This is a genomic window from Aliiroseovarius marinus (assembly GCF_050881025.1).
Lineage (GTDB): Bacteria > Pseudomonadota > Alphaproteobacteria > Rhodobacterales > Rhodobacteraceae > Aliiroseovarius > Aliiroseovarius marinus_A.
Genome location: NZ_JBNNXQ010000003.1, coordinates 517465 through 541529, shown reverse-complemented (window position 1 = coordinate 541529; position 24065 = coordinate 517465). Strand labels below are relative to the sequence as shown.

Annotated in this window: 21 protein-coding genes; 9 read left to right on the top strand and 12 right to left on the bottom strand. The window is 58.7% G+C overall.

Translation table 11 applies throughout. The features are described from left to right. Positions 1–43: 43 nt before the first annotated feature. Positions 44–1867: an extracellular solute-binding protein gene (locus ACRY08_RS11900; protein WP_432450144.1), complete on the bottom strand. Its 1824-nt coding sequence runs from the start codon at positions 1865–1867 to the stop codon at positions 44–46. Between the two features lie 353 nt (positions 1868–2220). On the opposite strand from ACRY08_RS11900, the gene ACRY08_RS11895 reads away from it, so the two are divergent. Further along, positions 2221–3006, top strand: a complete 786-nt coding sequence (locus tag ACRY08_RS11895) for a 3-hydroxybutyrate dehydrogenase (protein WP_432450143.1) — start codon at positions 2221–2223, stop codon at positions 3004–3006. On the opposite strand, the gene ACRY08_RS11890 is transcribed toward ACRY08_RS11895, so the two are convergent. Continuing rightward, positions 3003–3632 carry a LysE/ArgO family amino acid transporter gene (locus tag ACRY08_RS11890; RefSeq protein ID WP_432450142.1) on the bottom strand — a complete coding sequence of 210 codons (630 nt, stop codon included), beginning with the start codon at positions 3630–3632 and terminating at the stop codon, positions 3003–3005. The two genes, ACRY08_RS11895 and ACRY08_RS11890, sit on opposite strands and share 4 nt — an antisense overlap. Further along, positions 3629–4372, bottom strand: a complete 744-nt coding sequence (locus ACRY08_RS11885; RefSeq protein ID WP_432450141.1) for a DUF502 domain-containing protein — start codon at positions 4370–4372, stop codon at positions 3629–3631. The genes ACRY08_RS11890 and ACRY08_RS11885 overlap by 4 nt, the downstream gene beginning before the upstream one ends. Before the next feature lie 188 nt (positions 4373–4560). On the opposite strand from ACRY08_RS11885, the gene ligA reads away from it, so the two are divergent. The 4 genes from ligA (at position 4561) to ACRY08_RS11865 (ending at position 9201) form a co-directional block, all read left to right on the top strand. Continuing rightward, positions 4561–6690, top strand: a complete 2130-nt coding sequence (gene ligA / locus ACRY08_RS11880) for an NAD-dependent DNA ligase LigA (RefSeq protein WP_432450140.1) — start codon at positions 4561–4563, stop codon at positions 6688–6690. Beyond that, positions 6690–8780 (top strand): ATP-dependent DNA helicase RecG, encoded by a 2091-nt coding sequence (recG, locus tag ACRY08_RS11875; RefSeq protein WP_432450139.1) that lies wholly within the window; start codon positions 6690–6692, stop codon positions 8778–8780. Before ligA ends, recG begins: the two co-directional genes overlap by 1 nt. Before the next feature lie 130 nt (positions 8781–8910). After that, positions 8911–9033 (top strand): hypothetical protein, encoded by a 123-nt coding sequence (locus tag ACRY08_RS11870; RefSeq protein WP_432450138.1) that lies wholly within the window; start codon positions 8911–8913, stop codon positions 9031–9033. A gap of 42 nt (positions 9034–9075) precedes the next feature. After that, complete coding sequence (locus ACRY08_RS11865; protein ID WP_432450137.1) at positions 9076–9201, top strand: hypothetical protein; 126 nt, start codon at positions 9076–9078, stop codon at positions 9199–9201. Between the two features lie 86 nt (positions 9202–9287). On the opposite strand, the gene ACRY08_RS11860 is transcribed toward ACRY08_RS11865, so the two are convergent. Together ACRY08_RS11860 and ACRY08_RS11855 are read right to left on the bottom strand one after the other, a co-directional pair. Beyond that, on the bottom strand, positions 9288–10706 hold the full coding sequence (locus ACRY08_RS11860) for a methyl-accepting chemotaxis protein (protein ID WP_432450136.1): 1419 nt from the start codon (positions 10704–10706) through the stop codon (positions 9288–9290). Positions 10707–10754: 48 nt separating this feature from the next. Further along, a complete protein-coding gene (locus tag ACRY08_RS11855) occupies positions 10755–11195 on the bottom strand; it encodes an iron-sulfur cluster assembly scaffold protein (protein WP_432450135.1) in 441 nt (146 codons plus the stop codon). A gap of 71 nt (positions 11196–11266) precedes the next feature. Here ACRY08_RS11855 and hisI point away from each other — a divergent pair, with 71 nt between their 5' ends. Continuing rightward, positions 11267–11626: a phosphoribosyl-AMP cyclohydrolase gene (gene hisI, locus ACRY08_RS11850; protein ID WP_432450134.1), complete on the top strand. Its 360-nt coding sequence runs from the start codon at positions 11267–11269 to the stop codon at positions 11624–11626. A 176-nt stretch (positions 11627–11802) separates the two neighbouring features. Here the strand turns inward: hisI and gluQRS are convergent, their stop codons facing one another. From gluQRS to gyrA, 4 genes are all read right to left on the bottom strand, one after another. Beyond that, positions 11803–12642 carry a tRNA glutamyl-Q(34) synthetase GluQRS gene (gene gluQRS / locus ACRY08_RS11845; RefSeq protein WP_432450133.1) on the bottom strand — a complete coding sequence of 280 codons (840 nt, stop codon included), beginning with the start codon at positions 12640–12642 and terminating at the stop codon, positions 11803–11805. Positions 12643–12656: 14 nt separating this feature from the next. After that, entirely contained in the window at positions 12657–14003 is a 1347-nt protein-coding gene (gene trmFO, locus ACRY08_RS11840; RefSeq protein ID WP_432450132.1) for a methylenetetrahydrofolate--tRNA-(uracil(54)-C(5))-methyltransferase (FADH(2)-oxidizing) TrmFO, read from the bottom strand. A 116-nt stretch (positions 14004–14119) separates the two neighbouring features. Then, complete coding sequence (locus ACRY08_RS11835; RefSeq protein WP_432450131.1) at positions 14120–14596, bottom strand: hypothetical protein; 477 nt, start codon at positions 14594–14596, stop codon at positions 14120–14122. Positions 14597–15302: 706 nt separating this feature from the next. Beyond that, positions 15303–18059: a DNA gyrase subunit A gene (gene gyrA / locus ACRY08_RS11830; protein ID WP_432450130.1), complete on the bottom strand. Its 2757-nt coding sequence runs from the start codon at positions 18057–18059 to the stop codon at positions 15303–15305. Between the two features lie 196 nt (positions 18060–18255). Between gyrA and ctaA the strand changes: the two genes are divergently transcribed. From ctaA to ACRY08_RS11815, 3 genes are all read left to right on the top strand, one after another. Then, complete coding sequence (gene ctaA, locus ACRY08_RS11825) at positions 18256–19404, top strand: heme A synthase (protein WP_432450129.1); 1149 nt, start codon at positions 18256–18258, stop codon at positions 19402–19404. Between the two features lies 1 nt (position 19405). Then, a complete protein-coding gene (locus ACRY08_RS11820) occupies positions 19406–20884 on the top strand; it encodes a carboxypeptidase M32 (RefSeq protein WP_432450128.1) in 1479 nt (492 codons plus the stop codon). Positions 20885–21127: 243 nt separating this feature from the next. After that, complete coding sequence (locus ACRY08_RS11815; RefSeq protein ID WP_432450127.1) at positions 21128–21742, top strand: transglutaminase-like cysteine peptidase; 615 nt, start codon at positions 21128–21130, stop codon at positions 21740–21742. Between the two features lie 95 nt (positions 21743–21837). Here the strand turns inward: ACRY08_RS11815 and ACRY08_RS11810 are convergent, their stop codons facing one another. The 3 genes from ACRY08_RS11810 to ACRY08_RS11800 form a co-directional block, all read right to left on the bottom strand. After that, positions 21838–22725 (bottom strand): hypothetical protein, encoded by an 888-nt coding sequence (locus tag ACRY08_RS11810; protein ID WP_432450126.1) that lies wholly within the window; start codon positions 22723–22725, stop codon positions 21838–21840. Positions 22726–23019: 294 nt separating this feature from the next. Next, positions 23020–23262 (bottom strand): hypothetical protein, encoded by a 243-nt coding sequence (locus ACRY08_RS11805; RefSeq protein ID WP_432450125.1) that lies wholly within the window; start codon positions 23260–23262, stop codon positions 23020–23022. A gap of 9 nt (positions 23263–23271) precedes the next feature. Next, positions 23272–23925: an alpha/beta hydrolase gene (locus ACRY08_RS11800; protein WP_432450124.1), complete on the bottom strand. Its 654-nt coding sequence runs from the start codon at positions 23923–23925 to the stop codon at positions 23272–23274. Between the last annotated feature and the right edge of the window lie 140 nt (positions 23926–24065).

Here is a 24065-nt window from a genome sequence, read left to right as displayed (position 1 = left end):
GGGCGTTGTCTACGCGCTACACCCCGCCCGAAATCAGATCAAGTTATTCTTCCCACCACCACAGGTCAGGCTGGAAGCCCAGCCAGTCGCCATACATGGGCGGGGTGTCGGTGGGGTATTTCAACTCTTTTGCATGGGCGATGTTCGATGTTGCCGAATACCAGATCGGGATCACATAGCGCCCGGCGGTCAGGACCCGGTCCAGCGCCTTGGTGGCGGCATGGAAGTCTTCCTGACTTGTGGCGGTCAGCAGCTTGTCGATCAGCCCATCAACCGCTGGGCTTTCTACGCCCATCCAGTTGCGCGATCCCGGCTCGTTGGCCAGTTTGCTGCCCCAATAGAGCTTTTGCTCGTTGCCCGGAGAGAGCGACAATCCGCGCCGGTAATAGGCCATGTCGAAGTCAAACGCCGTGGTGCGTTCCTTATATTGCGCGCTGTCGATCACGGTGATCGTTGGCGTGATGCCGATCCGGTTCAGCGCGGCGGTGTAGATATCAATGATCTGACGGGTCTCGGTCGAGCCCATTTTCAGAACGATTTCAAAGGTAAAGGGTTGGCCATCCGCATTTTTCATCTGGCCGTCCTGAACCGTCCACCCGGCCTCTTCCATCAACTCCATGGCCCGGCGAATGCCGGCGCGATTGCGCTCAGACCCGTCTGATACGGGCAGGGTGTAGCCCTCGATCGCGCCCTGAGGCAGGTCATCCTTGAAGCCTTGCAACATGTCCAACACCCGGCCTTCGGCCGCTGTGCCCGGCGCCATGGCAAGGATCGAGTTGTGGAAATAGGACTGGATCCGGGGGCGGGTGCCGCCATTTACGGTCTTGTTGATAAATTCGAAGTTGAACGCGTGGATCATTGCATCACGCACGCGAATATCCTTGAACTGATCCGAGCGCGTGTTCATCACGAAGCCAAGAATGCCCGTGGGGCGTTTATGCGGGATTTCCGATTTCACCACGTCGCCCGATGTCACCGCGGGGAAGTCATAAAGCGTGGCCCATTTCTGCGCATTGGTTTCGCGATGCGTGTTGGCCTCGCCTGCTTTGAAAGCCTCAAAAATCACGTCGCCATCGCCATAATAGTCGAAACGAATTTCGTCCAGATTGGCTTTGCCGCGCATGAAGGGCAGGTCTTTTCCCCAGTAATCGGGGTTGCGTTTCAAGGTCAGGTAGCGGCCCGGCTCAAAGGCTCCGATCGTGTAGGGGCCCGAGGTGATCGGCAGAACATCGACGCCCGAGGCTTCGAAATCCTTGCCCTCCCACTGGGCTTTTTGCAGCACCGGGCGCATGCCCAAGATCAGGGGCAGCTCGCGGTCTTCGGTGTTGAAGGTGAACTTGACCGAACGTGGGCCGGTCTGTTCCATCGTTTCCACTTTGCCCCAGGCGCCGTGATAGCGCGGGTGCCCCTTGGTACCGAGTGTTTCATAAGACCACATCACATCGTCGATGGTGACGGGGGTGCCGTCGGAAAAACGGGCCTCTTCGCGCAGGGTAAATTCCACCCATGTGCGCGCCTCATTGGTGTCGATGCTTTCGGCCAGCAGGCCATAAAGCGAAAAGGGTTCGTCATAGCTGCGCCCCATCAGGCTTTCGGCCAGCATGAACCGCAACTGCCAGGGCGATGAGCCTTTGCGAATATAGGGGTGCAGCGAATCATACCCGCCCGCTTCGGCGAATATGATCTTCCCGCCCTTGGGCGCATCGGCATTCACATGGGGCAGAGACACAAAATCCTGTGGTAGGGCTGGGTCACCATACATAGCTATGCCGTGTTTCGGTTCTGCCAGCGCGGTGTGCGCTGCGACCAAGGCAACAGCACAGCCGCCTGCGGCGACGCGCAGCTTGTGGAAAATATCTGATCTCATTTGCGCAACAATCCTTCACATCCCTGATTTGTTTGATGAAAGCTTAGAGTGCGATTTTCATGAAGACAAACTTTTAGCTTGGATTGAGGCGCCGAACCGCTTATAAAGATTGCACTGCTCGATAGGTTTCTTGCCTGTATGAAACCTGCCTCAATAACTTAACGCCCGCTTCGTGCGGGCGTTTTTTTTATGGCGATGCGGACCCGGTCCTGTGGTTGGGCGGGGATGAAACACGGTGAGAGAATCGGTGATTCTCAATCGCGCATACCGTGTGTGGCAAATCTTCTGGCGTGGGGAGTGGAATTGACTATGCTGCGATGCAACATCGTTGCCGCAGAAATCGGAGTATCACCATGGCCATCACCACCTCGCTTGACGGAAAAACCGCGATCATCACCGGATCGAACTCGGGTATCGGGCTGGGCGTGGCGCGTGAACTGGCGCGGGCCGGGGCGGATGTGGTGCTGAACAGTTTCACCGACCGCGATGAAGACCATGCGCTGGCGGCGGGCATCGCCGATGAATTTGGCGTGGCGGCCCGATATATTCAGGCTGACATGTCCAAAGGGCAGGACTGCCGCGCGCTGGTGGAGCAGGCGGGGCGTTGCGACATTCTTGTGAATAATGCAGGTATTCAGCATGTGGCCCCGGTGGATGAGTTTCCGGGCGACAAATGGGACGCGATCATTGCGATCAACCTCAGTTCGGCCTTCCACACCACTGCAGCCGCCCTGCCGATGATGCGCGCGGCGGGATGGGGGCGCATCGTGAATATCGCATCAGCCCACGGATTGACCGCATCTCCCTATAAATCCGCCTATATCGCCGCGAAACACGGGGTGGTGGGCCTGACCAAGACCGTGGCGCTTGAAACTGCCGAGGAACAGATCACGGCCAATGCCATCTGTCCGGGCTATGTCTTGACCCCGCTGGTCGAAGCGCAAATCCCTGATCAGATGAAAACCCATGGGATGGAACGCGATCAGGTGGTGCGCGAGGTGATGCTGGCGCGTCAGCCTTCGAAGGAATTTGCCAGTGTCGAGCAGATGGGCGGCACCGCCGTGTTCCTGTGTTCGGACGCCGCGGCGCAAATCACCGGCACGACGATTTCCGTGGATGGGGGGTGGACTGCGCTTTAGTGCAGACTGCCGGACCAGACGCCCCACATAAGCTTGGCGGCAATCGCCCACATCACCACACCGATGATCACGTCCAAAACCCGCCACGCGGCGGGTTTTTGCATGACGGGGGCCAGGAATCGCGCGCCGTATCCCAGCGAAAAGAAGAACACGAAACTGGAGATGACAGCGCCGGCCCCGAAGGTGATCCGCGTGGTCCAATCCCCGTAAGAGGTTGAAATGGCACCGATCAACCCAAGAGTATCCAGATAAACATGGGGGTTGGCCCAGGTGAAGGCGGCGGCGATGGCCAGCGTGGCCCAAAGCCCGCGTGACTTTCCCTGTATTTCCATCGCGTAGTTGCCCTTGGCGGCGGCCAGAAACCGCATCGCCCCATAGACCAGAAGAAACCCGGCCCCGGCCAGCGCCATGATGGTGGGCAATGCGGGCAGCGCCTCGACCAGCGCACCAAAGCCCAAAACGCCCGCGGTGATCAAAGCTGCATCCGAGGTGGCACAAAAGAGGCACAGCCAGAACACATGTTGGCGCATCAACCCCTGACGCAGCACAAAGGCGTTTTGCGCGCCAATCGCCAGGATCAGGGAAAACCCTGTGGCGAAGCCGGTGACACCTGCAGACAGGCTCATTTATCTGTGATTTCAGGTGGTTGCGAGGGGTCCTTCGCGTTCGGATAGACCAAGCCTGCCGAGATGACCAGCTTGGCCGAATCCTCGACGCTCATGTCCAACTCGATCACCGAATGGCGTGGCACGAACAGCAAAAACCCCGAGGTCGGGTTGGGCGTTGTGGGCAGAAAGACCGAGATGATGTCCTCGTCCACCGGAATGCGCGCGTCAATTTCCCCCTTCGCCTTGGTGGAAATGAACGCAATCGCCCAGATCCCCTTGCGCGGATATTCCACCAGACAGGCTTTGTCGAACTTGGTCTCGCTGGACTGGCTGAAGACGGTTTCGGCAATCTGTTTGATGCCGTTGTAAAGCGAGCGCACCACAGGCATGCGGTCCACCAGACCTTCGCCCCAGATCAGGAACGACCGACCGATCAGGCCCTTGGTGATCCAGCCCACGATGATCGTGAACAGCAGGAAAACCACCACGCCAAGGCCACGCACATTCACGCGCACATCTTCGCCAAAGATCCATTTGAACCAGCTGCTGTCACCAAAGAACAGGTCGATCAGCGCATCGGGGTGATAGCGGGCAGGCACGAAGGGCAGAACCCAGCTGTCAATCCAGCCCACGAAGGTCCAGATCATCCACATGGTTACGGCGATCGGCACGACCACGACCAGGCCCGCAAGGAAGTTGTTGCGCAAGCCTGTAAAGGGGCGCCATTTGCGCCGGTGATGGTCGTCCTGTTCGGTCATGAAGATCGCGTCCCGAGTGTTCCGTAGCGGAACTTAGGCACTTGATGGCAGAACGGCAAGTGTTGGAAGTAGGTAAATCACCTGCAAATTCGTCGGCAAATCAGTTTGTTGGGATGATCTTCGACCAACAGCTCTGGACGGGCGCGCGGGCGCGGCCTATCACTTTTGAAAAGACTGTCGGGGAAATGATGCGCGAAACCTCTCTACTGGACATTGCCGAGCTGACCGAGACAGAGGCCACAGCCGAGCTTGCACGGCTCGCCGCGCTCTTGGCGCGCGCCAATGTTGCCTATCACACTGACGATGCGCCCGAGATTTCCGATGCCGACTATGACGCGGCCAAGCGGCGCAACGCGGCGATCGAGGCGCGCTTTCCGGCGCTGAAACGCGCGGACAGTGCCTCGGATCAGGTGGGGGCGGCGCCAGCTGACGGGTTTGGCAAGATCACCCACGAGGTGCGCATGTTGTCACTGGGCAATGCTTTCAGTGACGAAGACGTGGCCGAGTTCGACACCCGCATCCGTAATTTTCTGGGGCTGTCTGCAGAGGCCGATCTGGCTTATACGGCAGAGCCGAAAATCGATGGGTTGTCGCTGTCGATCCGCTATGAAGACGGGCGTTTGGTTCATGCCGTGACGCGCGGCGACGGCACGGTTGGCGAAAACGTTACGGAAAATGCGCTTACAATCAAAGACATACCGAAGGTGCTTCAAGATGCGCCTGCCGTCCTGGAGGTGCGCGGCGAAGTCTATATGTCGCATGAGGACTTCGCGGCGCTGAATGCCCGGCAGGCCGAACGAGGCGGCAAAAGCTTTGCCAATCCGCGCAACGCGGCAGCCGGGTCGCTGCGGCAATTGGACAGCAAAATCACCGCGTCGCGCCCCTTGCGTTTCTTTGCCTATGCATGGGGGGCCTTGTCCGCGCCGCTCGCAGACACCCAAATGGGTGCGGTGCAGCGGCTTGAAGCACTTGGGTTTCAGACCAATCCGCTCACAAAACGGTTCACTGACCTTGCCGATCTGTTGGCGCATTATCATGACATCGAAACCGCGCGCGCCACGCTGGGCTATGATATTGACGGTGTGGTCTACAAGGTGGATGCGCTGGATTTGCAGGCGCGGCTGGGGTTTCGTTCGACGACACCCCGCTGGGCCATTGCGCATAAGTTCCCGGCAGAAAAGGCCTGGACCCGGTTGGAGGCTATCGACATTCAGGTGGGCCGCACGGGCGCCTTAAGCCCGGTGGCGCGGTTGACGCCCGTCACGGTCGGAGGGGTGGTTGTGTCGAATGTCACCTTACACAATGAAGACTACATTGCCGGGCGGGACAATACGGGCGGGGTGATCCGTGATGGCAAAGACCTGCGTATTGGCGACTGGGTGGAAGTGTACCGCGCCGGTGACGTCATTCCGAAGATCTCGGATCTGGACCTGACAAAACGGCCCGAGGGCGCCGCGCCCTATGTGTTTCCGAACACCTGCCCGGAATGCGACTCCGCCGCGATCCGCGAGGAAGGGGACGCGGTGCGTCGGTGTACGGGCGGAATGATTTGCCCGGCACAAGCGGTCGAGAAGCTCAAGCATTTCGTTTCCCGCGGGGCGTTTGACATCGATGGTCTGGGCGCCAAACAGGTCGAGATGTTCTATCATGATGAGGTCCTGCCGATCCGCGAACCCGCTGACATATTCACCCTGAAATCACGCGATGCTGGCCAGCTTGCGCGGTTGAAAAATCGCGATGGCTGGGGGGATAAAAGCGCCGAAAACCTGTTTCAGGCGATTGAAGAACGTCGTGTAATTCCCTTGAATAAAGTGATTTTTGCGCTTGGTATTCGCCATGTGGGCGAGGTTGCGGGCAATATTCTGGCACGTCACTACGGCACGTGGCAGGCCTTTGAAACGGCCGTCACAGATGCCGCGCCGGGCACTGCGCAATGGGAGGAGCTGGTGTCCATTGACGGGGTCGGCGCGGTGATGGCGGGCTCTTTGGTGGCGGCATTTGCGCAAGACCGTGAACGGGCCTCCATAGATCGTCTGGCCCGTGAACTGGACATCCAGCCCGTTGAAGCCCCCAAAACAGACGGCAGCCCGGTTGCGGGCAAAGTGGTTGTTTTCACCGGCTCGCTGGAAAAAATGACCCGGGCCGAGGCCAAGGCCCGTGCGGAGGCATTGGGGGCGAAGGTCTCAGGCTCCGTATCTGGCAAAACGGACCTGTTGGTGGCCGGTCCGGGGGCTGGATCAAAGGCTAAGAAAGCGGCTGACCTGGGGGTTGAAACCATTGACGAAGATGGTTGGCTGGACCTGATCGGGGACCTCTGATGTCGACGCGTCCCGAAATCCTCTTTCCACTATTTGCGGCACTTGAAACGCTGGGAGGGATTGGGCCGAAAACCGCGAAGTCATTGGAAACGCTTGGTATAACCCTGCCGCGTGACCTTCTTTTCTGGTTGCCCACCGCCGGGATCGACCGCAAATTTCGTGCCTCGGTGACCGAGGTACAGGCGGGTGATATGGCCACGGTCGAGGTCGAGGTGGGCGCGCATCGCCCCGGCCGCACGCGCTCCGCGCCTTATCGGGTCGAGGTGCGCGATGCTCTAAGCACGTTCGAGCTGGTCTTTTTCCATGCCAGTTCCCGCTGGTTGACCCAGCAATTGCCCGAGGGCGCAAAGCGCGTGATCTCCGGCAAGGTCGAACATTTCGAAGGGCGGGTGCAGATCGTGCATCCCGACTTCATTTTGCCGCCGCATGAAGCCGATCACATCCCGGATTTCGAACCGGTTTACCGGCTGACGGCGGGGGTGACCGGGCGCACGATGATCAAGGGTATTGGTGACGCCTTGTCACGTTTGCCGATGTTGCAGGAATGGATCGACCCGGAGCTGAAGGCACGTGAGCATTGGCCGGACTGGCACCTGGCGATGTCTGCGGCCCATACGCCGGCGGGCCCGGATGATCTGTCTGCGCAAAACCCTGTGCGGCGGCGGTTGGCCTATGACGAGTTTTTTGCCCATCAATTGACCCTTGCGCTGGCGCGCGCACAGGTGCGTCGCGCCAAGGGGCGGGTCAGTATCGGGACGGGGCAGTTGCGCGACAAAGTTCTGGCGGCGTTGCCTTACAAGCCGACAGCGGCCCAGACCCGTGCCATTGGAGAGATCGAACAGGATTTGGGGGCAGGGCTGCGCATGAACCGGCTGTTGCAGGGGGATGTGGGCGCGGGCAAGACGCTGGTCGCTTTGATGTCTCTTTTGATCGCAGTCGAGGCCGGCGGGCAGGGAGTGATGATGGCCCCGACGGAGATCCTTGCGCGTCAACATCTTGAAGGCATCCGTGCGATGGCCGAGGTGGCAGGGGTTGTCGTCGAGATATTAACCGGGCGTGACAAATCGGCTGAACGGCGTCGCAAGCTTGCCGCGTTGAAGTCCGGAGACATCCAAATATTGATCGGCACCCATGCGGTTTTCCAAAAAGACGTGGAGTTTCAAGACCTTCGACTTGCGGTTGTGGACGAACAGCATCGTTTTGGCGTGGCGCAGCGTATGCAGTTGGGGGAAAAGGGACAGGCGTCCGACGTTCTGGTGATGACCGCCACACCCATTCCGCGCAGTTTGGCTTTGGCACAATATGGCGACATGGATGTGTCGGTGCTGGATGAGAAACCTCCGGGGCGAAAGCCCATTCAAACGGTTTTGGTGTCTGACAACCGGTTGGACGAGGTAGTTGAACGGCTGCGGCGTGCGATTTCTGACGGGGCGCAGGCCTATTGGGTCTGCCCATTGGTCGAGGAAAGCGAGGTCATGGATATGACCGCCGCCGAAGAACGGTTCAAACATCTGCGGGCCGCTTTGGGCGAGGGTGTGGTTGGGCTGGTGCATGGCCAAATGCCTGTGTCCGAAAAAGATGCGGCCATGGCGGATTTTGTCGCCGGGCGCACGCGCCTTTTGGTGTCCACAACGGTGATCGAGGTGGGGGTGGATGTGCCGGCGGCCTCTATCATGGTGATTGAACGGGCCGAACATTTCGGACTGGCGCAGTTGCATCAGCTGCGCGGACGGGTCGGGCGCGGCGAGGCGGCCTCGACCTGTTTGCTTTTGTACCATGCGCCGCTCACCGCGACCGGGGAAAAGCGCCTGTCGGTGATGCGCGACACCGAAGACGGATTTGTGATTTCCGAGGCCGACCTGGAAATGCGCGGGGCCGGGGATGTGTTGGGCACCGCTCAATCCGGGTTGCCACGGTTCTGGGTGGCGGATCTGGAACATCAGGCAGGCTTGATGGCGGTGGCGCAAAAAGATGCGCGTTTGTTGCTGCAACAGGACCCGGAGCTGACGTCACCGCGCGGGCATGCGGCGCGCGTGCTGTTGTGGTTGATGCGGCAGGATGAGGCGATCCGTTTGATTTCAGTGGGTTAGCGCGCGCGTTCTCAAAAGTTCACAAATGTTCTTAAAAAGTTCTTTACAGGTCGCGCGGAAATATGCGAACAAAGTGGCAACACGGATGCAGCGACACAGATTGCACCAGACAGAGAGCAGGAGCAAAACCATGATGAATGATGTGAAAACCGCCTTGTCCCGGTCATCGGATACACTTCTTTCCGATACGGTTGGCGCCTTGTCTTTGCTTGTGCTTTTGGTTGGTGCCTTGCATCTGCCCGGGGTGATCTGACCCTTTCAGTTTTCTGCCCGCGGACGGTCTGGCACCTGCATCATGTCCCAAATAAGCGATTTACCCGATCTGCTTGAAGATGCGCCCAGACGGTTCACTGCCCGTCGCCTGCCTGTTGGTGTGATTGCCTCTTTCCTGCACCGACTTCAGACAGCCCGATCCGCATAACTTCCGCCGCCTCCCTGTCAGGAGCGCGGCGGTTTTTTTTAGACGTTTCGAAATAGGCATGTGACTCAAGGTAATCTCGAAACGTTTTAGGCCGTGACCTTGTACCCCATGCGCAATCCGCCCCAATGGCGGCCTTTCACATGAATAGGCGCGGACAGGTCTTTCATCAGGACAAATGCCCCGCCACCCATGTCGCGTCGATAGACTTGCAACAGGAAGGGTGCAGAAGACTGCCCCGCTTTCAGACCAACGCGATCATCAAAAATACGTCGGTTTCGACAATTGGCGGTGTTCCAGACCGGATCACGCCCCTGCGGCTGCGAGAAAACCTTGTTATGGGTCGGAAGATAACCGCGCCGATCCACGGCGGCGCAGAACACCACACCCGGTGCGCAGGTCAGGGCGTCTTCCAGCAAGGGGGGCAAAAGCCGGTCAGTCAGAGCTGTAAAGGGGGACAAGACCTGTTGGGGGTTGGTGCCCGGAATGGGTTTGTAAGCGGTCGAAAACAGATCTGTTTGCGATATTTCGCCTCGATCAATGGCGTCTTCGAACATCTGGGCGATGCGCTTGGCGTCGGTTTGAACACGCTCGATATAGCTTTGATCGTTTGAGACGCCGCCAAGCGCCACGGATCCTTGCACCAATGCTTCGCTCAGATCGACCAATCCATGTGCTTTCTTGGTGACCTCGTGCACGTCGATGGCGGTGTCATGAGCGCTTTTTCCCAAGGACGAGAAAGCAGGTAGGAAATCCGCCACGGTTTGGCCCACCTTTTCCGCGTCATCCTGAATGCGCGCCGTGTCTTCGGCGTTTTTGCGTGCGCGGGTGGCCAGATCCTGGGTGGCGGTTGTGATGGCTTGAGAATCCTTCAGGACGTGATCTGCCTGATCAGCAACATCGGCAGATTCTCCGTTCAGTTCCAGCACGTTACCTGACAGGGTTTCGACGTCATTTGAAATGCTCTGGGCCGCCTGTGCGGTTTTGCCGGACAGCTCGTTGATCGCTTCTGCCACCACGGCAAAGCCGCGGCCAGCATCGCCTGCGCGGGCGGCTTCAATCTTGGCATTCACCGCCAGAATATTCACCTGCGACGCGATGCCGACAATCAGCTCGTTGCTTTTCTGAACATGTTCCAGCGCCTCTGCCATATCCCCCAGACGCGTGGCGACATGTTTTACCCAATCCGCAATCCGGGCAGAGTTCTGCGCGCTTTCTTCGACAAGTTTGGCGGCATTTTCGGCCGTTTCCCTGTTCTGACCCGTATTTGTCAGAAGCTCTTGCATGGTATCGCGGACATTTTGGTTTGATTCGAGCACCGCCTGAGCGGCGTTGGACAATCCGTCTATGGCGCGTTTCTGGGCCGCGGATTTCGCATCGACATCGTCGAGAAACCCTGAAACATCAACGATGTTGAAGCCCAGTTTGGCCGCGTTCCGGGCCAGTTCGGTCAGGCGGGGATCAACAGCGGTTTCGCTTTCAAAACTCTGGTTTTCTATCACGGGCACGGCTTTCCTTGTGTGCCCAACCATTAGCGCAGTGAAGTTACCGGAGCTTTAACCGTTCCCGAGCTTATCCAGCGCTGCGAGGGTTGCGGTAAAAGGCAAAAGGATTGACGCGTGACGGTTTTTGAACTCGCGGGCGGGCAAAAGCACTTCGTAGCCGTCAAACGGCGCGGATGGGGGCGGGGTGTTCTGGGTCAGCATATCTTTCAATGCATCCCGCCCGCGCAAGATCGTATCGTGGTCCAACCCAATCACCACCTTGCCCAGCAGCGCGGCCGAGGCCTGACCCAACGCGCAGGCTTTCACATTCTGCGCAAAATGGGTGATCTTCCCATTTTCGGTGCACAGGCTGACGGTGACGGTAGATCCGCAAAGTGGAGAGCGGGATTTGGCAGTAGCGTCGGGGCTGTCGAGCTCCCCCAGATGGGGGATCTCCGCGGCAAGGGCGAGGATCTGCTTTGAGTAGAGCTTGAGAAGATCGCTGTCGCTCATCTGCGGCACCTTTCGCTGGACGGGTTTCAGGTCTACATAGAAGCGTGGCGAGCCATTGAAAAGGACAGGCAATGAAATTTGATGCAAGCGGGCTGAAGTTTGATGACAAAGGGCTGATTCCGGCCATCGCTCAGGACGCGGCGTCGGGGGATGTGTTGATGATGGCCTGGATGAACCGCGAAGCAGTGGAGCGCACGCTGGAAACGGGGCGGGTGACCTATTGGTCCCGCTCGCGTCAGTCGTTCTGGATCAAAGGCGAGACCTCGGGTCACGTACAGGAACTGGTGGAGTTCCGGTTTGACTGTGACCGGGATTGCCTGCTGGTGCGGGTCAACCAGGCGGGAGCGGCCTGTCACACCAACCGGCGGTCGTGTTTTTACACAGCGGTTGAGGGCGGTGAAGAGATTGAGCTGATGGCGCCGATGGTTTGAGGCAGGCCGGGGGTTTTGCACCCCCGGACCCCCGCAAGGTATTTGCGACAAGAAAATAAGGGTTAAAGCGTTTCGAGATTAACTCCAGACACAAGTTGATTTCGAAACGCCCAAAACGTGGGTAGGCTCCGCGCGTTTCGTCTCATTGTTGTGCCTTAACAATAAGTCGAAATGCTTTAGAGGCCAACCATGCGGCGGATGTCGCCGGGCGTTTTTCCTTCGGCGCGATAGGTGGCGATGGCGCGCGCATCATCGCGTTTGGCAAGCCGTTTGCCCTGCGCGTCGCGGATCAGGCGGTGGTGGTGATAGGTGGGGGTGGGCAGGTTCAGCAACCCTTGAAGCAGCACTTGTAGATATGTGATTTGATACAGGTCTTCTCCTCGGACGATATGCGTCATGCCCTGCGCTGCATCATCAATAACCGCAGCCAAGACATATGAGACGGTTTCGATCTCTTTTCGTCCCAGAACGGCGTCCCCGATTTCACTGATCAGCCGTTGTGGATCAAGCTGATGACGCCCTTTATGGCGCTCTCCGTCCTCTTTGAACGAAAGCGCACCGACTTGCTTTACTGCTTTCGCCATGTCGATACGAAGCGCGTCACCGGGTTTGCGATCCGCCATAGGGCGATTGCGGCAGGTTCCGGGATAGGTTTGCGGGGATGCCACCCCTTCCTGTGGTGCAGAGAGGGCCGCGCGTATGTCGCTGCGTGAGCATGAACAGGGGTAGATCAGCCGCGCATCCGCCAGTGACATCAGGTGGTGCTGGTAGGTTGCCAGGTGCTCGGACTGTCGCAGCACTGGCGTTTCCCATGTCAGGCCAAGCCACTGCAAATCCTCATAGATCAGCTCCTCCCATTTGGAGCGGCAGCGATCAATATCCGTATCTTCGATCCGAAGGTGAAACTGTCCCCCGTTTGCGCGCGCCATATCATGTGCCAAAAGCGCGGAATAGGCGTGGCCAAGATGCAGGGGGCCTGTGGGGCTGGGCGCAAAACGTGTTATGAAATCCGTCATTTGCGCGCCTTTCTTCAGGTGAAACTGGCCAGCCAGCCTTGCCAGTCCGCCTTGGCGCGATCTGTATAGGCTTTGTAGCGATCCTTGCGGCCACGACGCCCGCCTTTCAGCCCATCAACCGGGCGAAACAAGCCGAAATTCACGTTCATGGGCTGGAAGGTTTTCGCTTCAGCGCCGCCGGTAATGTGGTGGATCAACGCACCCATGGCTGTGTCTTGCGGGACCTCTGGAAGGCTGATGCCAAGGATCTCGGCGGCGGCAAGGCGGCCCGCCAGAAGGCCCATGGCCGCACTTTCCACATAGCCCTCAACCCCAGTGACCTGGCCTGCAAAGCGCAGGTTGGGGCGCGATTTCAGGCGCATCTGATTGTCCAGAAGCGTGGGCGAATTCATGAAGGTGTTGCGATGAATGCCGCCGAGGCGCGCGAAAGAGGCATCTTCCAGGCCGGGGATCATCTTGAACACATCCGTCTGCGCGCCGTATTTCATCTTGGTCTGGAAACCCACGATGTTGAACAGCGTGCCAAGCGCGTTGTCGCGACGAAGCTGCACAACCGCATAGGGTTTGTTGTCGGGATCATGGGCATTGGTCAGACCCACGGGTTTCATCGGGCCAAAGCGCAGGGTCTCACGGCCGCGTTCGGCCATCACCTCGATCGGCAGGCAGCCGTCGAAATAAGTGGCAGTTTCGCCCTCGTGAAACTCGGTCTTGTCAGCCGCCAAAAGCGCGTCGATGAAGCCCTCATACTGGTCCTTGGTCATCGGGCAGTTGAGGTAAGCTTTGCGTTCTTCTTCCGTATCGCCCTTGTCATAGCGTGATTGCGCCCAAACCACGTCCATATTGATGCTGTCAGCATAGACAATGGGGGCGATGGCGTCGAAGAACGCCAGCCGCTCGGCGCCGGTCTCATGCGCAATTGCCTCGCCCAAAGCGGGTGAGGTGAGCGGGCCGGTGGCAAAGATCCAGTGTCCGTCCGTGGGCAGGTCGGTCACCTCGCCATAGTCGACAGATACATTGGGCAGGGCGCGCAGCTTTTCGGTCACGCCAGCACTGAAGGCATCGCGATCCACAGCCAGCGCGCCGCCTGCCGGCAGGCGGTGGGTATCGGCCATGGACATGATCAGCCCGTTTGCCGCGCGCATTTCCCAATGCAAAAGCCCAACGGCGTTTTGTTCGTCATCATCCGACCTAAACGAGTTCGAACAGACCATTTCGGCAAAGTCCCCGGTCTGATGGGCAAAGGTTTCCACCTTGGGGCGCATCTCGTGGATCACCACGTCAACGCCCATATGCGCCGCCTGCCAGGCAGCTTCGGATCCGGCGAGCCCGCCGCCAACGATATGCAATGTCTTGTCAGTCATGGCCCGCAGATAGGCGATTGCTGCACAAAAGAAAAGCCCGCCTTGGGGGGAGGCGGGCTTTGTGGTCCGGCGCTGTATTTGGGGGACGGCAGGGCCGGACCGGAAAAGGGCTCAGATCACTTTGTGTCCCTTATCTGGTCAAAAAGCTGATGCAGCTCTTCGGAGGGTGGGCGAAACGCATGGCGGCTACCACCCAGACCGGGGCGCATTCCGGCCGGGTTCAACGGCCTGTAGCTGGACCGTTTCGTGACTGGCAGACCGGGGCTGCGTATCAACCGGGCCCGGTCGCATGGCGGCTCCACCTTGGGCCGCTGGCGTGGGCGAATGACAGATTTTGCACAAAGCGCCAGCGACACGAATATTACAATGTCGAAGCTGAAGGACAGCAGGGAGGTGCTGTGCGGAAACTGGGTCACGCCGACGGTGATGGCCGCCAGATAAAGGGTCATCAGGCTGGCCGCGGCAAAACGTGCCAGCGCGCCAAACAGGATGAGGCCTGCGAAAAACACCAGACAAGCCGCAATAACCGTATCCACCTGAGACGGCACCACAAACATCCCGGCAAACTGTATCAGCGTGTGATTTGGGATCACGCCAGTGCCTGCCAGGGTAAGGTAAAACGCGACCAAAAAACGTAAACTTTGCCGCTCACCTGCGGCCTCACTCGTACGACACAAGTGGGAATGAACCCCATATGTCGCCAGATTTCTCATATCTCTGCCCTCTATCGCCTTCTGCGTGCCGTGTTCGGCTTTCGTGTTAACCTTCTGTTAACCTTGCGATCAGTTTAGGGCCAAATGTGGCGGGTTTTTGACTGGTCCGGGGAATTTCAACGCAGAGTTGGTGCAAAATGCAAAACATGTGTCAAAATGCACAACTTTTGCGCGGACTATTGATAATGCGCTGATTATAAATGATTATTATGTGATATTTGGTCTTTGAGCGCAGGTTTGAGTGGTTCTGTAAAGGGGCAATTCTCCTTTAGATTGCTAAAATGGCAAGAGCGAGCGCGATATCTCATCTCGTATTGCGTGCAAAATGAAATGCCGAAATCCGGCGGGATTTTTGTGCTGGAGCGGAAGATGTGACCGAGATCTCTCTGGGCAGTCCCTGAACATGAAAGCGGGGGGCGCATCCGCTGATCCGCCCCCCGTTTCAATCTAAAGCGTTTCGAGATTAACTTGAGACACAAGTTGATTTCGAAACGCCCACAACATTGGTAGTTTCTGCGCGTTTCGTCTCATTGTTGTGCCTCAACAATAAGTCGAAACGCTTTATGTTGGCCCTTGCAGATAGGGTTCAGTCTGCGCTGCCCTCTGCGGTGCCTGCGGTTTCGCCGCCAGCCTCCACGTCATCCTCTTCGGAGGTTTCGACGATACGCGCGACCGAAACGACCTCTTCACCCTTGCCGGTGTTGAAGACTTTCACGCCGCCTGCGCTGCGCGAGCGGAAGCTGATACCGTTCACAGGGCAGCGGATGGACTGTCCTTTGGAGGTCGCCAGCATGATCTGGTCCTCGATCTCGATCGGGAAGCAGGCCACGATATCACCGCCCTTCATCGCGCCCACACCCTGACCGCCGCGGCCCGACACCCGGTAGTCATGGCTGGTGGTCAGATTGCCGATGCCTCCGCGGTTGATCGTGACCAGAAGGTCATTGGCGGCCAGCATTTCCTGATATCGCTCCTCGGACAGATCGCCGGGTGTGTCTTCTGCAATGTCATCATCCCCGTCGCTGCCAAGTTCCGCGCGGAACCGCTTGATGAAGGCGGAACGCTCGTCGGGCGTGGCTTCAAAATGGCGGATGACCGAGGCCGACACGACCTCGTCGCCTTCATTGACCAGCTTGATGCCGCGCACACCGGTTGAGGCGCGCGAGTTGAACACACGCACATCGGTGACCGGGAAACGGATCGCCCGCCCGCCCGAGGTGACCAGCATCACGTCATCATTCTCGTCACAGATGCGGGCATTGATCAGGCGGGTGCCTTCGTCGTCGCCTTCGAACTTCATCGCGATCTTGCCGTTGCGCATCACATTGGTGAAATCCGACAGGCGGTTGCGACGCACAGAGCCTTTGGACGTGGCAAAGACGATCTGCAGATCATCCCATTCCGCCTCGGCCCGGTCGACGGGCAGGATGGCGGCAATCGAGACGCCCGTGGGGATTGGCAGGATGTTGACCAATGGCTTGCCCTTGGCGGTGCGGCCGCCCTGCGGCAGGCGCCAGGTCTTCAGCTTGTAGGCCATGCCGTCATCCGTGAAGAACAGGAGCTGCGTGTGCGTATTGGCGACAAAAAGCGTGGTGATCACGTCTTCGTCTTTGGTCTGCATGCCCGACAGACCTTTGCCGCCACGCTTCTGGGCGCGGAAATCGGCCAGCGGGGTGCGTTTGGCCCAGCCCGAGGCGGTGATGGTCACAACCATATCTTCGCGCTCGATCAGGTCCTCGTCATCCATGTCGCCGGACCATTCAACGATCTGGGTGCGGCGGGGCACAGCAAAGGCCTCTTTCACCTCGATCAGCTCATCCGAGATGATCGACATGATGCGTTCGCGTGACCGCAGAATGTCCAGATAGTCGCGGATTTTCGCAGCCAGCTCTTGCAGCTCGTCCGTGACTTCCTTGACGCCCATCGCCGTCAGACGTTGCAGGCGCAGCTCCAGAATGGCGCGCGCTTGCGTTTCAGACAGGTTATAGGTGCCGTCCTCGTTCATCTTATGGGTCGGGTCGTCAATCAGCTGGATGTATTCCGCGATATCGCCCGCCGGCCAGCGCCGTTCCATCAGCTTTGCGCGGGCATCTGCCGGGTCTTGGGATGACCGGATCGTGGCGACCACCTCGTCCACATTGGACACGGCCACGGCCAGACCACAAAGGATATGGCTGCGTTCGCGTGCTTTGCGCAGATCATAGGCGGTGCGACGCGTGACAACTTCTTCACGGAAGGTGATGAAATGGCTCAGGAAATCGCGCAAGGTCAGCTGTTCGGGGCGCCCTCCGTTCAGCGCGAGCATATTGCAGCCGAACGAGGTCTGCATCTGGGTGTAACGGAAAAGCTGGTTCAACACGACCTCGGGGGTCGCATCGCGTTTCAGTTCAACGACCACGCGTACGCCAATACGGTCACTTTCATCCTGCACGGATGAAATGCCCTCGACCTTCTTCTCGCGCACAAGCTCGGCGATCTTTTCGATCATCGAGGCCTTGTTCACCTGATAGGGGATCTCGTCCAGCACAATGGCGTAGCGGTCTTTGCGGATTTCCTCGACGCGGGTCTTGGCGCGGGTGATCACGCTGCCACGGCCCTCCAGATAGGCTTTGCGGGCACCCGAACGGCCCAGCATCACGCCACCTGTGGGGAAATCGGGGCCCGGGATATAGTCCATCAGGCCTTCCGAGGACAGGTCCGGGTCCTTGATCAGGGCCAGCGTGCCGTCGATCACTTCGCCCAGATTATGCGGCGGGATGTTGGTGGCCATGCCAACCGCAATACCGCCAGCGCCGTTGACCAGCATATTGGGGAAACGTGCGGGCAGGACGGTGGGTTCCAGGTCCTTGCCGTCGTAATTGTCCTGAAAATTGACCGTGTCTTTTTCAATATCGGCCAGAAGCGAGGCGGCGGGCTTGTCCATCCGCACCTCGGTATAACGCATGGCCGCCGGGTTATCGCCGTCCATCGAGCCGAAGTTGCCCTGACCGTCCAGAAGCGGCAGCGACATGGAAAAGGGCTGCGCCATGCGCACAAGCGCGTCATAGATCGCGGAATCACCATGCGGGTGATATTTACCCATCGTATCGCCCACCGGACGGGCCGATTTGCGATAGGGTTTGTCGTGACCATTATTGGTTTCGTACATCGCATAAAGGATGCGCCGGTGCACCGGTTTCAAACCGTCCCGCAGATCGGGGATCGCCCGGCTTACGATCACGCTCATCGCATAATCGAGATAGGAGCTTTTCATTTCCTCTTCGATGGCGATTTGCGGCCCGTCATACTGGGGGCGTTCGGGCATTTCGCCCGTGTTTTCCGGGGTGTCAGGAGTATCGTTCACGTTGTCCGCCGTTTTTGTGCGTTTCACACTATATATAGGTCACGCCACTCTAGCAGAACGCCTGATATGGGGGCAACCAAAAGGGCACCTTCGCTGACGTTTTGGAGCAGTTTTTTGCGCGTTTTTCATCCCCTTGCCCCCTTGGCAATCGTGCCCAAGTAAAGGAATATCGCCCAAACCCGAAACGGAGAGCCAGATGAGCAAGCCCCGCAGCATTTTCGAGGATGTCACAAGCGACAGCCCGCTATCCAAAGATGCGCCCAAAGCCGGCGCGATTGAACGTGGATCAGGGGGCGGCGGCGCGCGCGGGGCGGTACGTCTATGGTTGATGCTGCTCTTTGCGCTGGTGGCTGTGATGGTCGTCGTGGGCGGTCTGACCCGGCTGACAGATTCGGGGCTGTCGATCACCGAATGGGCGCCCATCACCGGGGCCATGCCGCCGATGGATCAGGCCGCGTGGGAGGCCGAGTTCGCCAAGTATCAGCAAATCCCCGAGTTCCAGCTGCAAAACAGCCATATGGACCTTGAGGGCTTCAAGTCGATCTATTGGTGGGAATGGGGGCATCGTCAGCTGGGCCGGGTGATCGGGCTTGTCTGGGCCATCGGCTTTTTCGGCTTTCTGGCCGCGCGCAAAATTCCGAATGGCTGGACCGGTCGCCTGCTGCTTCTGGGCGCGCTTGGCGGGCTGCAGGGCGCGATTGGCTGGTGGATGGTGGCCTCTGGCCTGACGGGCGAGCGGGTCGATGTGGCGTCTTACCGTTTGGCCGTGCATCTGGGGCTGGCCTTCGTGATCCTCGGCCTGATTGCTTGGTATATGCTGCTGCTGGGCCGCAAAGAGGCCAGCCTGATGGCCGCACGCCGTCTGCGCGAAGCCAAGCTTTTCGGCATGGGCACGGGGCTTTTGCATCTGGCGTTTTTGCAAATTTTGCTGGGCGCTTTGGTGGCGGGCATTGATGCGGGGCGGTCCTTTGTGGACTGGCCGTGGATGGGCGGGCAGTTCTTCCCGCCCGAGGCTTTTGACCTGACACCCATTTGGCGTAACCTTTTTGAAAATGCGGGCCTTGTGCAGTTCATGCACCGGATGGTGGGTTACCTGCTTGTGATCTTTGCCATCGTGGTCTGGCGGGTCTCGCGCAGGTCTGGCAACCAGATGGTGCGCATGGGCTTCACCCTAGCCTGCGTCATGATCGGTGCGCAGGCGCTTTTGGGCATCACCACGGTGTTGCAAGCATCGCCCCTGCATGTGGCGATCACACACCAGATCGGCGCAATCCTGACATGGGTCCTGATCCTGAACGCCCGTTTCCTTGCGGGCTATCCAACTGAGCAAACTATTCGGAGCTGACATGAGCGCGTTCAACAAACTGATGGAGTTCGCCCGCGACACGCAAGCCTTGGGCGAAGTGGCCGGCCGCTTGGGCTGGGATCAGGAAACCGTCATGCCTGAAGGGGCAGGGGCGCAGCGGGCCGAGGAAATGGCCGCGATGGAGAAGGTGCTGCATGCGCGGCGCAATGACCCGCGTGTCAGCGACTGGTTGGCGGAGATTGACGAGGACGCGCTGGACGATGTGGCGCGCGCGCAGATCCGTGAAATCCGACGGGCGCGTGACCGGGCTGACAAAGTGCCGATGGACCTGGCCGCTGAACTGGCCCGCGTGACCTCGGCTGCGCAAGGCGCATGGGCCGAGGCGCGCGGCAATGACGATTTCGCCGCCTTCCGTCCCGTGCTGGAAGATGTCGTGCGTCTGCGCCGCGAGGAAGCGGCCGCGCTGGCGGATGGCGGTGATCTCTATGATGCGCTGCTGGATGATTACGAGCCGGGCATCACCGGTGGCGAAATCCAGACGCTGTTTGACGCCATGCGCCCGCGCCTTGTGACCCTGCGCGACAAGGCGCTTGGGGCGTCACATCAACCCGAGATGCTGGTGGGCAACTGGGCTGCGAAAAAGCAGATGAAGCTGTCGGGCAAGCTGGCAAAGACCTTTGGCTATGACCTGACGCATGGGCGTATTGATAAGGCGGTGCATCCGTTCAGCTCTGGTTCGGGGCTGGATGTACGCATCACCACGCGCACCAATGAAGCAGACCCGTTCAACTGTTTTTATTCGACCATCCACGAGGTCGGCCACGCCTGCTACGAGCAGAATGTGGACCGCGCCTATCTTCTGACACCGATTGGCCGGGGCGCCTCGATGGGGGTGCATGAAAGCCAGTCGCGGATTTATGAAAACCAGCTGGGCCGGTCGCGTGCTTTCACAGGCTGGCTCTTTGGCCAGATGGAGAAGCGCTTTGGCAAGACGCCCGCCAGTGATGCGGATGCGTTCTATGGCACGGTGAACCGGCTGCAGAAGGGCTATATCCGAACCGAGGCGGATGAGGTGCAGTATAACCTTCACGTGATGCTGCGGTTTGATCTGGAGCGGCGCGTCATTGGCGGCCAGCTGGATGTTGCAGACCTAGAGGCTGCGTGGAATGAACGTTTCGCGGCGGATTTCGGGTATGAGGTGGATCGCGCCTCGAACGGTGTGCTGCAGGATGTGCATTGGTCGGTGGGGCTGTTTGGCTACTTCCCAACCTATGCGTTGGGCAATGTCTATGCGGGCTGTCTGCACGAGGCGCTGCGGGCGAATCAACCTGATCTGGACGCCGCTCTTTCCGGCGGAAATACGGCCCCGGCAACTGATTGGTTGGCAGAAAACGTTCAAAAACATGGCGCGCTGCGCACGCCAAACCAGACAATTGTCGCAGCCACGGGGCGTGCTGTCAGTGTCGAGCCGCTTCTTGCCTATCTGGAAGCCAAATTCGCTGAAATCTACAAACTCTAGCATTCCCAACCGGTTGCGTGTCCTGTCGCCGATCCAACCCGCTCCATGACGGGGTGGGGATCGGCGAAATCCCGCACGCATCGAAAGGTGAGCTATGAAATTAAGGGGTTTCAGGGCAAAACGCCTTTCACAGGTCAGTATTTGGTCATGATTTCCGGCTAGCGTTGTGCCCACTGGGTGTTCCGAACCTGTTTCATCAGAAGGCAGGTCGGTTGTGGGCGACAACCGAAGAGGTGCAGTGAAATGACAGGCAAGACAGTTTTGTCTCGAAAAATGAAACGCGCGATGACGGGCACGTTCAGTGCCCTGGCCCTGACCGGGTCTTTGGTGCTTGCGATGCCGATGCAACTTCAGGCCGCAGGTGGCGCATATATCCCGTCACGTGGGCAGGCTTCAGCCCCGCCCGGTGCGCATGGGCTTTGCGGAATCTACAGCTGGGCCTGCTCGGGTCGTGGTGGGGCGTCGGTCGTCTCGGCGCAACAGATGAGCACGATCCGGGCCGTGAACAGCCAGTTGAACCGGGCCATTCGGCCGGTGGAAGATGTGCAGCAATATGGCATGCGCGAGTTCTGGTCGATGCCGACCGCACGCGGTGGTGACTGTGAAGATTATGTGCTGGCCAAGAAGCATGCGCTGATCCGGCAGGGCATCAATCCCGCAAACCTGCTGATTGCCACGGTTCTGGACCGCAAACGCAATCCGCACGCGGTGCTGGTCGTGCGTTCGGCGCAGGGCGATTTGGTGCTGGACAATGTCACCAATCAAATTCGCAGCTGGCGCGCCACGCGCTACGTGTTCTTGCGCATGCAAGACCCAAATAGCCCCTCGCGTTGGATGAACGTTTCTGCCGGTGGCTGACAGAAATGAAAAGAGCGCATCCATCGGATGCGCTCTTTCCTGTTTCTCAGACGAGGGACGTCATAGATATTTCCGTCCGGCTGAGTGATATGAGGTCATTTGGGGTCGCGTGACTTATCGCAACGACCTTTGCTGCTTTGCGATCCCTGGTCAGAACAGCCTTTCTTACCTTTCTTCTTACCTTTCTTTTTCTTCTTCTTTTTCTTCTTCTTCTTCACGCATTTGCCTTCGCTGCTGTCTTGGCCTTGTTCACTGCAGCGGCCTTTTCTCTTTTTCTTCTTTTTCTTTTTCTTTTTCTTCACGCATTTGCCATCACTGCTGTCTTGGCCTTGTTCACTGCAGCGCTTTTTCTTTTTCTTTTTCTTTTTCTTCTTTTTACATTTGCCGTCGCTGCTGTCTTGGCCTTGTTTGCTGCAACCTTTGCCGCCGCCATCACCGCCGCCGCCATCGCCGCCGCCGCCATCACCGCCGCCGCCATCACCGCCGCCGCCATCGCCGCCGCCGCCATCGCCGCCGCCGCCATCGCCGCCGCCGCCATCACCGCCGCCGCCACCAGAGCCGCCGCCATCTCCGCCACCAGAGCCGCCACCGCCGCCGGGTTCACCGGAAGCGCTTGACGAACCCGAAGAACCCGATCCGCCACTTGTCAACTGGGCAAACAGGCTTGGTACATCACGCTGGCGCGTGCCTCGAGAGGGGGGTGTTGGAATTGTCGCGGTTGGAAGCGAGCTTAGGACTTCGGCGAATGCCGGGCATTCTTCGCTCGTCCGTGCAAGAATTTCGACGATGTTGTCTTGTCGCTGAAGATATCTGAGCATGGAGCGCGTGACGCTTTTGCACTCGCACAATGTCTCGGTTGATGTCGAACTCATGGCGGTGCTGAGCGTACAGGCTGAACTTTGCGCTGTCGCTGCCTGTCCTCCGACAAGCCAGATCATACTGGCTGCGGCAACAGTCGCCACCTTTTGGCGTAGTCTGTTCATGTTTGAACTCCCCTAATTTGGCATTCGGGGACAGAACCGGAAACGTAAAACAATCTTATCTGAAAAAAGCTGTCCCACTACCCACAGGAGATTACTTAACACATATTTACCAAAAAGGCGAATCGACGCGGCGTTTGGGTTGACAGGCTCAAAAAGCCAACTGTTCCACCCCCATAGGGGGTGGAAGGTGATTCTACTAATTGGAGAAACCCTTAAAAAACAGGCCTCGCGGACGAATCGATTCGCTCTTGGGCAAATCAGATCGAGCGATTCGGTTTGGCGTAGTGCCTGGGGTTATGATCCCGGCGTGGTGCCGCGGTTCTGCGTGTGCTGCGCCAGAAGCTGTTTCAGCAGTGCCCGGCCACGGGCCTCGGCACGTCGGATGCGCACGGCTGTCATGAAGGCTTCTTCCAGCGTGGTCGACGAGGATCCGATGGATTTCTTCACCTCGTCCACAAGGTCTTCATTGCCGGTCAGGCGCACGGCCTCGAGCACTTCCTGCGCCATCTTGTCGGCCACCTGTTCCAGCAGATCCATCGGCGTGCCTCAGCGGGTGGTTTCAGTCAGGCGGCGGCGCACATATTCATCCACATGGGTGATCATCGTATCCATATGATCATCCTCGAAGAAATGGCCCGACCCATCAACCTCGGTATGGGTGATGGTGATGCCTTTCTGTTCGTGAAGTTTGTTCACCAGCGCATGGGTGTCAGCGGGCGGGGCCACGCGATCTGCCGTGCCGTTCAGGATCAGGCCCGAGCTGGGGCAGGGGGCCAGGAAGCTGAAGTCATACATGTTGGCCGGCGGGCTGACGGAGATGAAGCCGGTAATCTCGGGCCGGCGCATCAGAAGCTGCATGCCGATCCAGGCCCCAAAGGAGAAGCCCGCGACCCAGCAATGTTTTGCGTTCTGGTTCATCGACTGCAGATAATCCAGCGCCGAGGCCGCATCGGACAATTCGCCGACGCCCTGATCATATTCACCCTGGCTGCGCCCGACGCCGCGGAAATTGAACCTCAGCACATTGAAGCCCATATTGTGGAAAGCGTAGTGCAGGTTGTAGACAACCTTATTGTTCATCGTGCCGCCAAATTGCGGATGCGGATGCAGAATGATGGCGATCGGCGCGTCTTTTTCCTTCTGAGCGTGATAGCGGCCTTCAAGGCGCCCCTCGGGGCCGGGAAAAATCACTTCGGGCATAGGGTCTTGGCCTCTTGCTTTTCTTGGGCGGGTCGTCTGGCGGGCCGGGCACCGGCTTTCTTGACGCGTGCGGACCCGCACCATAATACGGTTGTGGTGATCGGGCAGGGCCAAGGCCCGCTGTCACCGCTTTAAGTGAC

What these genes read in the sequence shown, in the direction of transcription:
- ACRY08_RS11900 (WP_432450144.1), bottom strand. Translation starts at nt 1,867, where the DNA reads ATGAGATCAGATATTTTCCACAAGCTGCGCGTCGCCGCAGGCGGCTGT.
- ACRY08_RS11895 (WP_432450143.1), top strand. Translation starts at nt 2,221, where the DNA reads ATGGCCATCACCACCTCGCTTGACGGAAAAACCGCGATCATCACCGGA.
- ACRY08_RS11890 (WP_432450142.1), bottom strand. Translation starts at nt 3,632, where the DNA reads ATGAGCCTGTCTGCAGGTGTCACCGGCTTCGCCACAGGGTTTTCCCTG.
- ACRY08_RS11885 (WP_432450141.1), bottom strand. Translation starts at nt 4,372, where the DNA reads ATGACCGAACAGGACGACCATCACCGGCGCAAATGGCGCCCCTTTACA.
- ligA (WP_432450140.1), top strand. Translation starts at nt 4,561, where the DNA reads ATGCGCGAAACCTCTCTACTGGACATTGCCGAGCTGACCGAGACAGAG.
- recG (WP_432450139.1), top strand. Translation starts at nt 6,690, where the DNA reads ATGTCGACGCGTCCCGAAATCCTCTTTCCACTATTTGCGGCACTTGAA.
- ACRY08_RS11870 (WP_432450138.1), top strand. Translation starts at nt 8,911, where the DNA reads ATGATGAATGATGTGAAAACCGCCTTGTCCCGGTCATCGGATACACTT.
- ACRY08_RS11865 (WP_432450137.1), top strand. Translation starts at nt 9,076, where the DNA reads ATGTCCCAAATAAGCGATTTACCCGATCTGCTTGAAGATGCGCCCAGA.
- ACRY08_RS11855 (WP_432450135.1), bottom strand. Translation starts at nt 11,195, where the DNA reads ATGAGCGACAGCGATCTTCTCAAGCTCTACTCAAAGCAGATCCTCGCC.
- hisI (WP_432450134.1), top strand. Translation starts at nt 11,267, where the DNA reads ATGAAATTTGATGCAAGCGGGCTGAAGTTTGATGACAAAGGGCTGATT.
- gluQRS (WP_432450133.1), bottom strand. Translation starts at nt 12,642, where the DNA reads ATGACGGATTTCATAACACGTTTTGCGCCCAGCCCCACAGGCCCCCTG.
- trmFO (WP_432450132.1), bottom strand. Translation starts at nt 14,003, where the DNA reads ATGACTGACAAGACATTGCATATCGTTGGCGGCGGGCTCGCCGGATCC.
- ctaA (WP_432450129.1), top strand. Translation starts at nt 18,256, where the DNA reads ATGAGCAAGCCCCGCAGCATTTTCGAGGATGTCACAAGCGACAGCCCG.
- ACRY08_RS11820 (WP_432450128.1), top strand. Translation starts at nt 19,406, where the DNA reads ATGAGCGCGTTCAACAAACTGATGGAGTTCGCCCGCGACACGCAAGCC.
- ACRY08_RS11815 (WP_432450127.1), top strand. Translation starts at nt 21,128, where the DNA reads ATGACAGGCAAGACAGTTTTGTCTCGAAAAATGAAACGCGCGATGACG.
- ACRY08_RS11810 (WP_432450126.1), bottom strand. Translation starts at nt 22,725, where the DNA reads ATGAACAGACTACGCCAAAAGGTGGCGACTGTTGCCGCAGCCAGTATG.
- ACRY08_RS11805 (WP_432450125.1), bottom strand. Translation starts at nt 23,262, where the DNA reads ATGGATCTGCTGGAACAGGTGGCCGACAAGATGGCGCAGGAAGTGCTC.
- ACRY08_RS11800 (WP_432450124.1), bottom strand. Translation starts at nt 23,925, where the DNA reads ATGCCCGAAGTGATTTTTCCCGGCCCCGAGGGGCGCCTTGAAGGCCGC.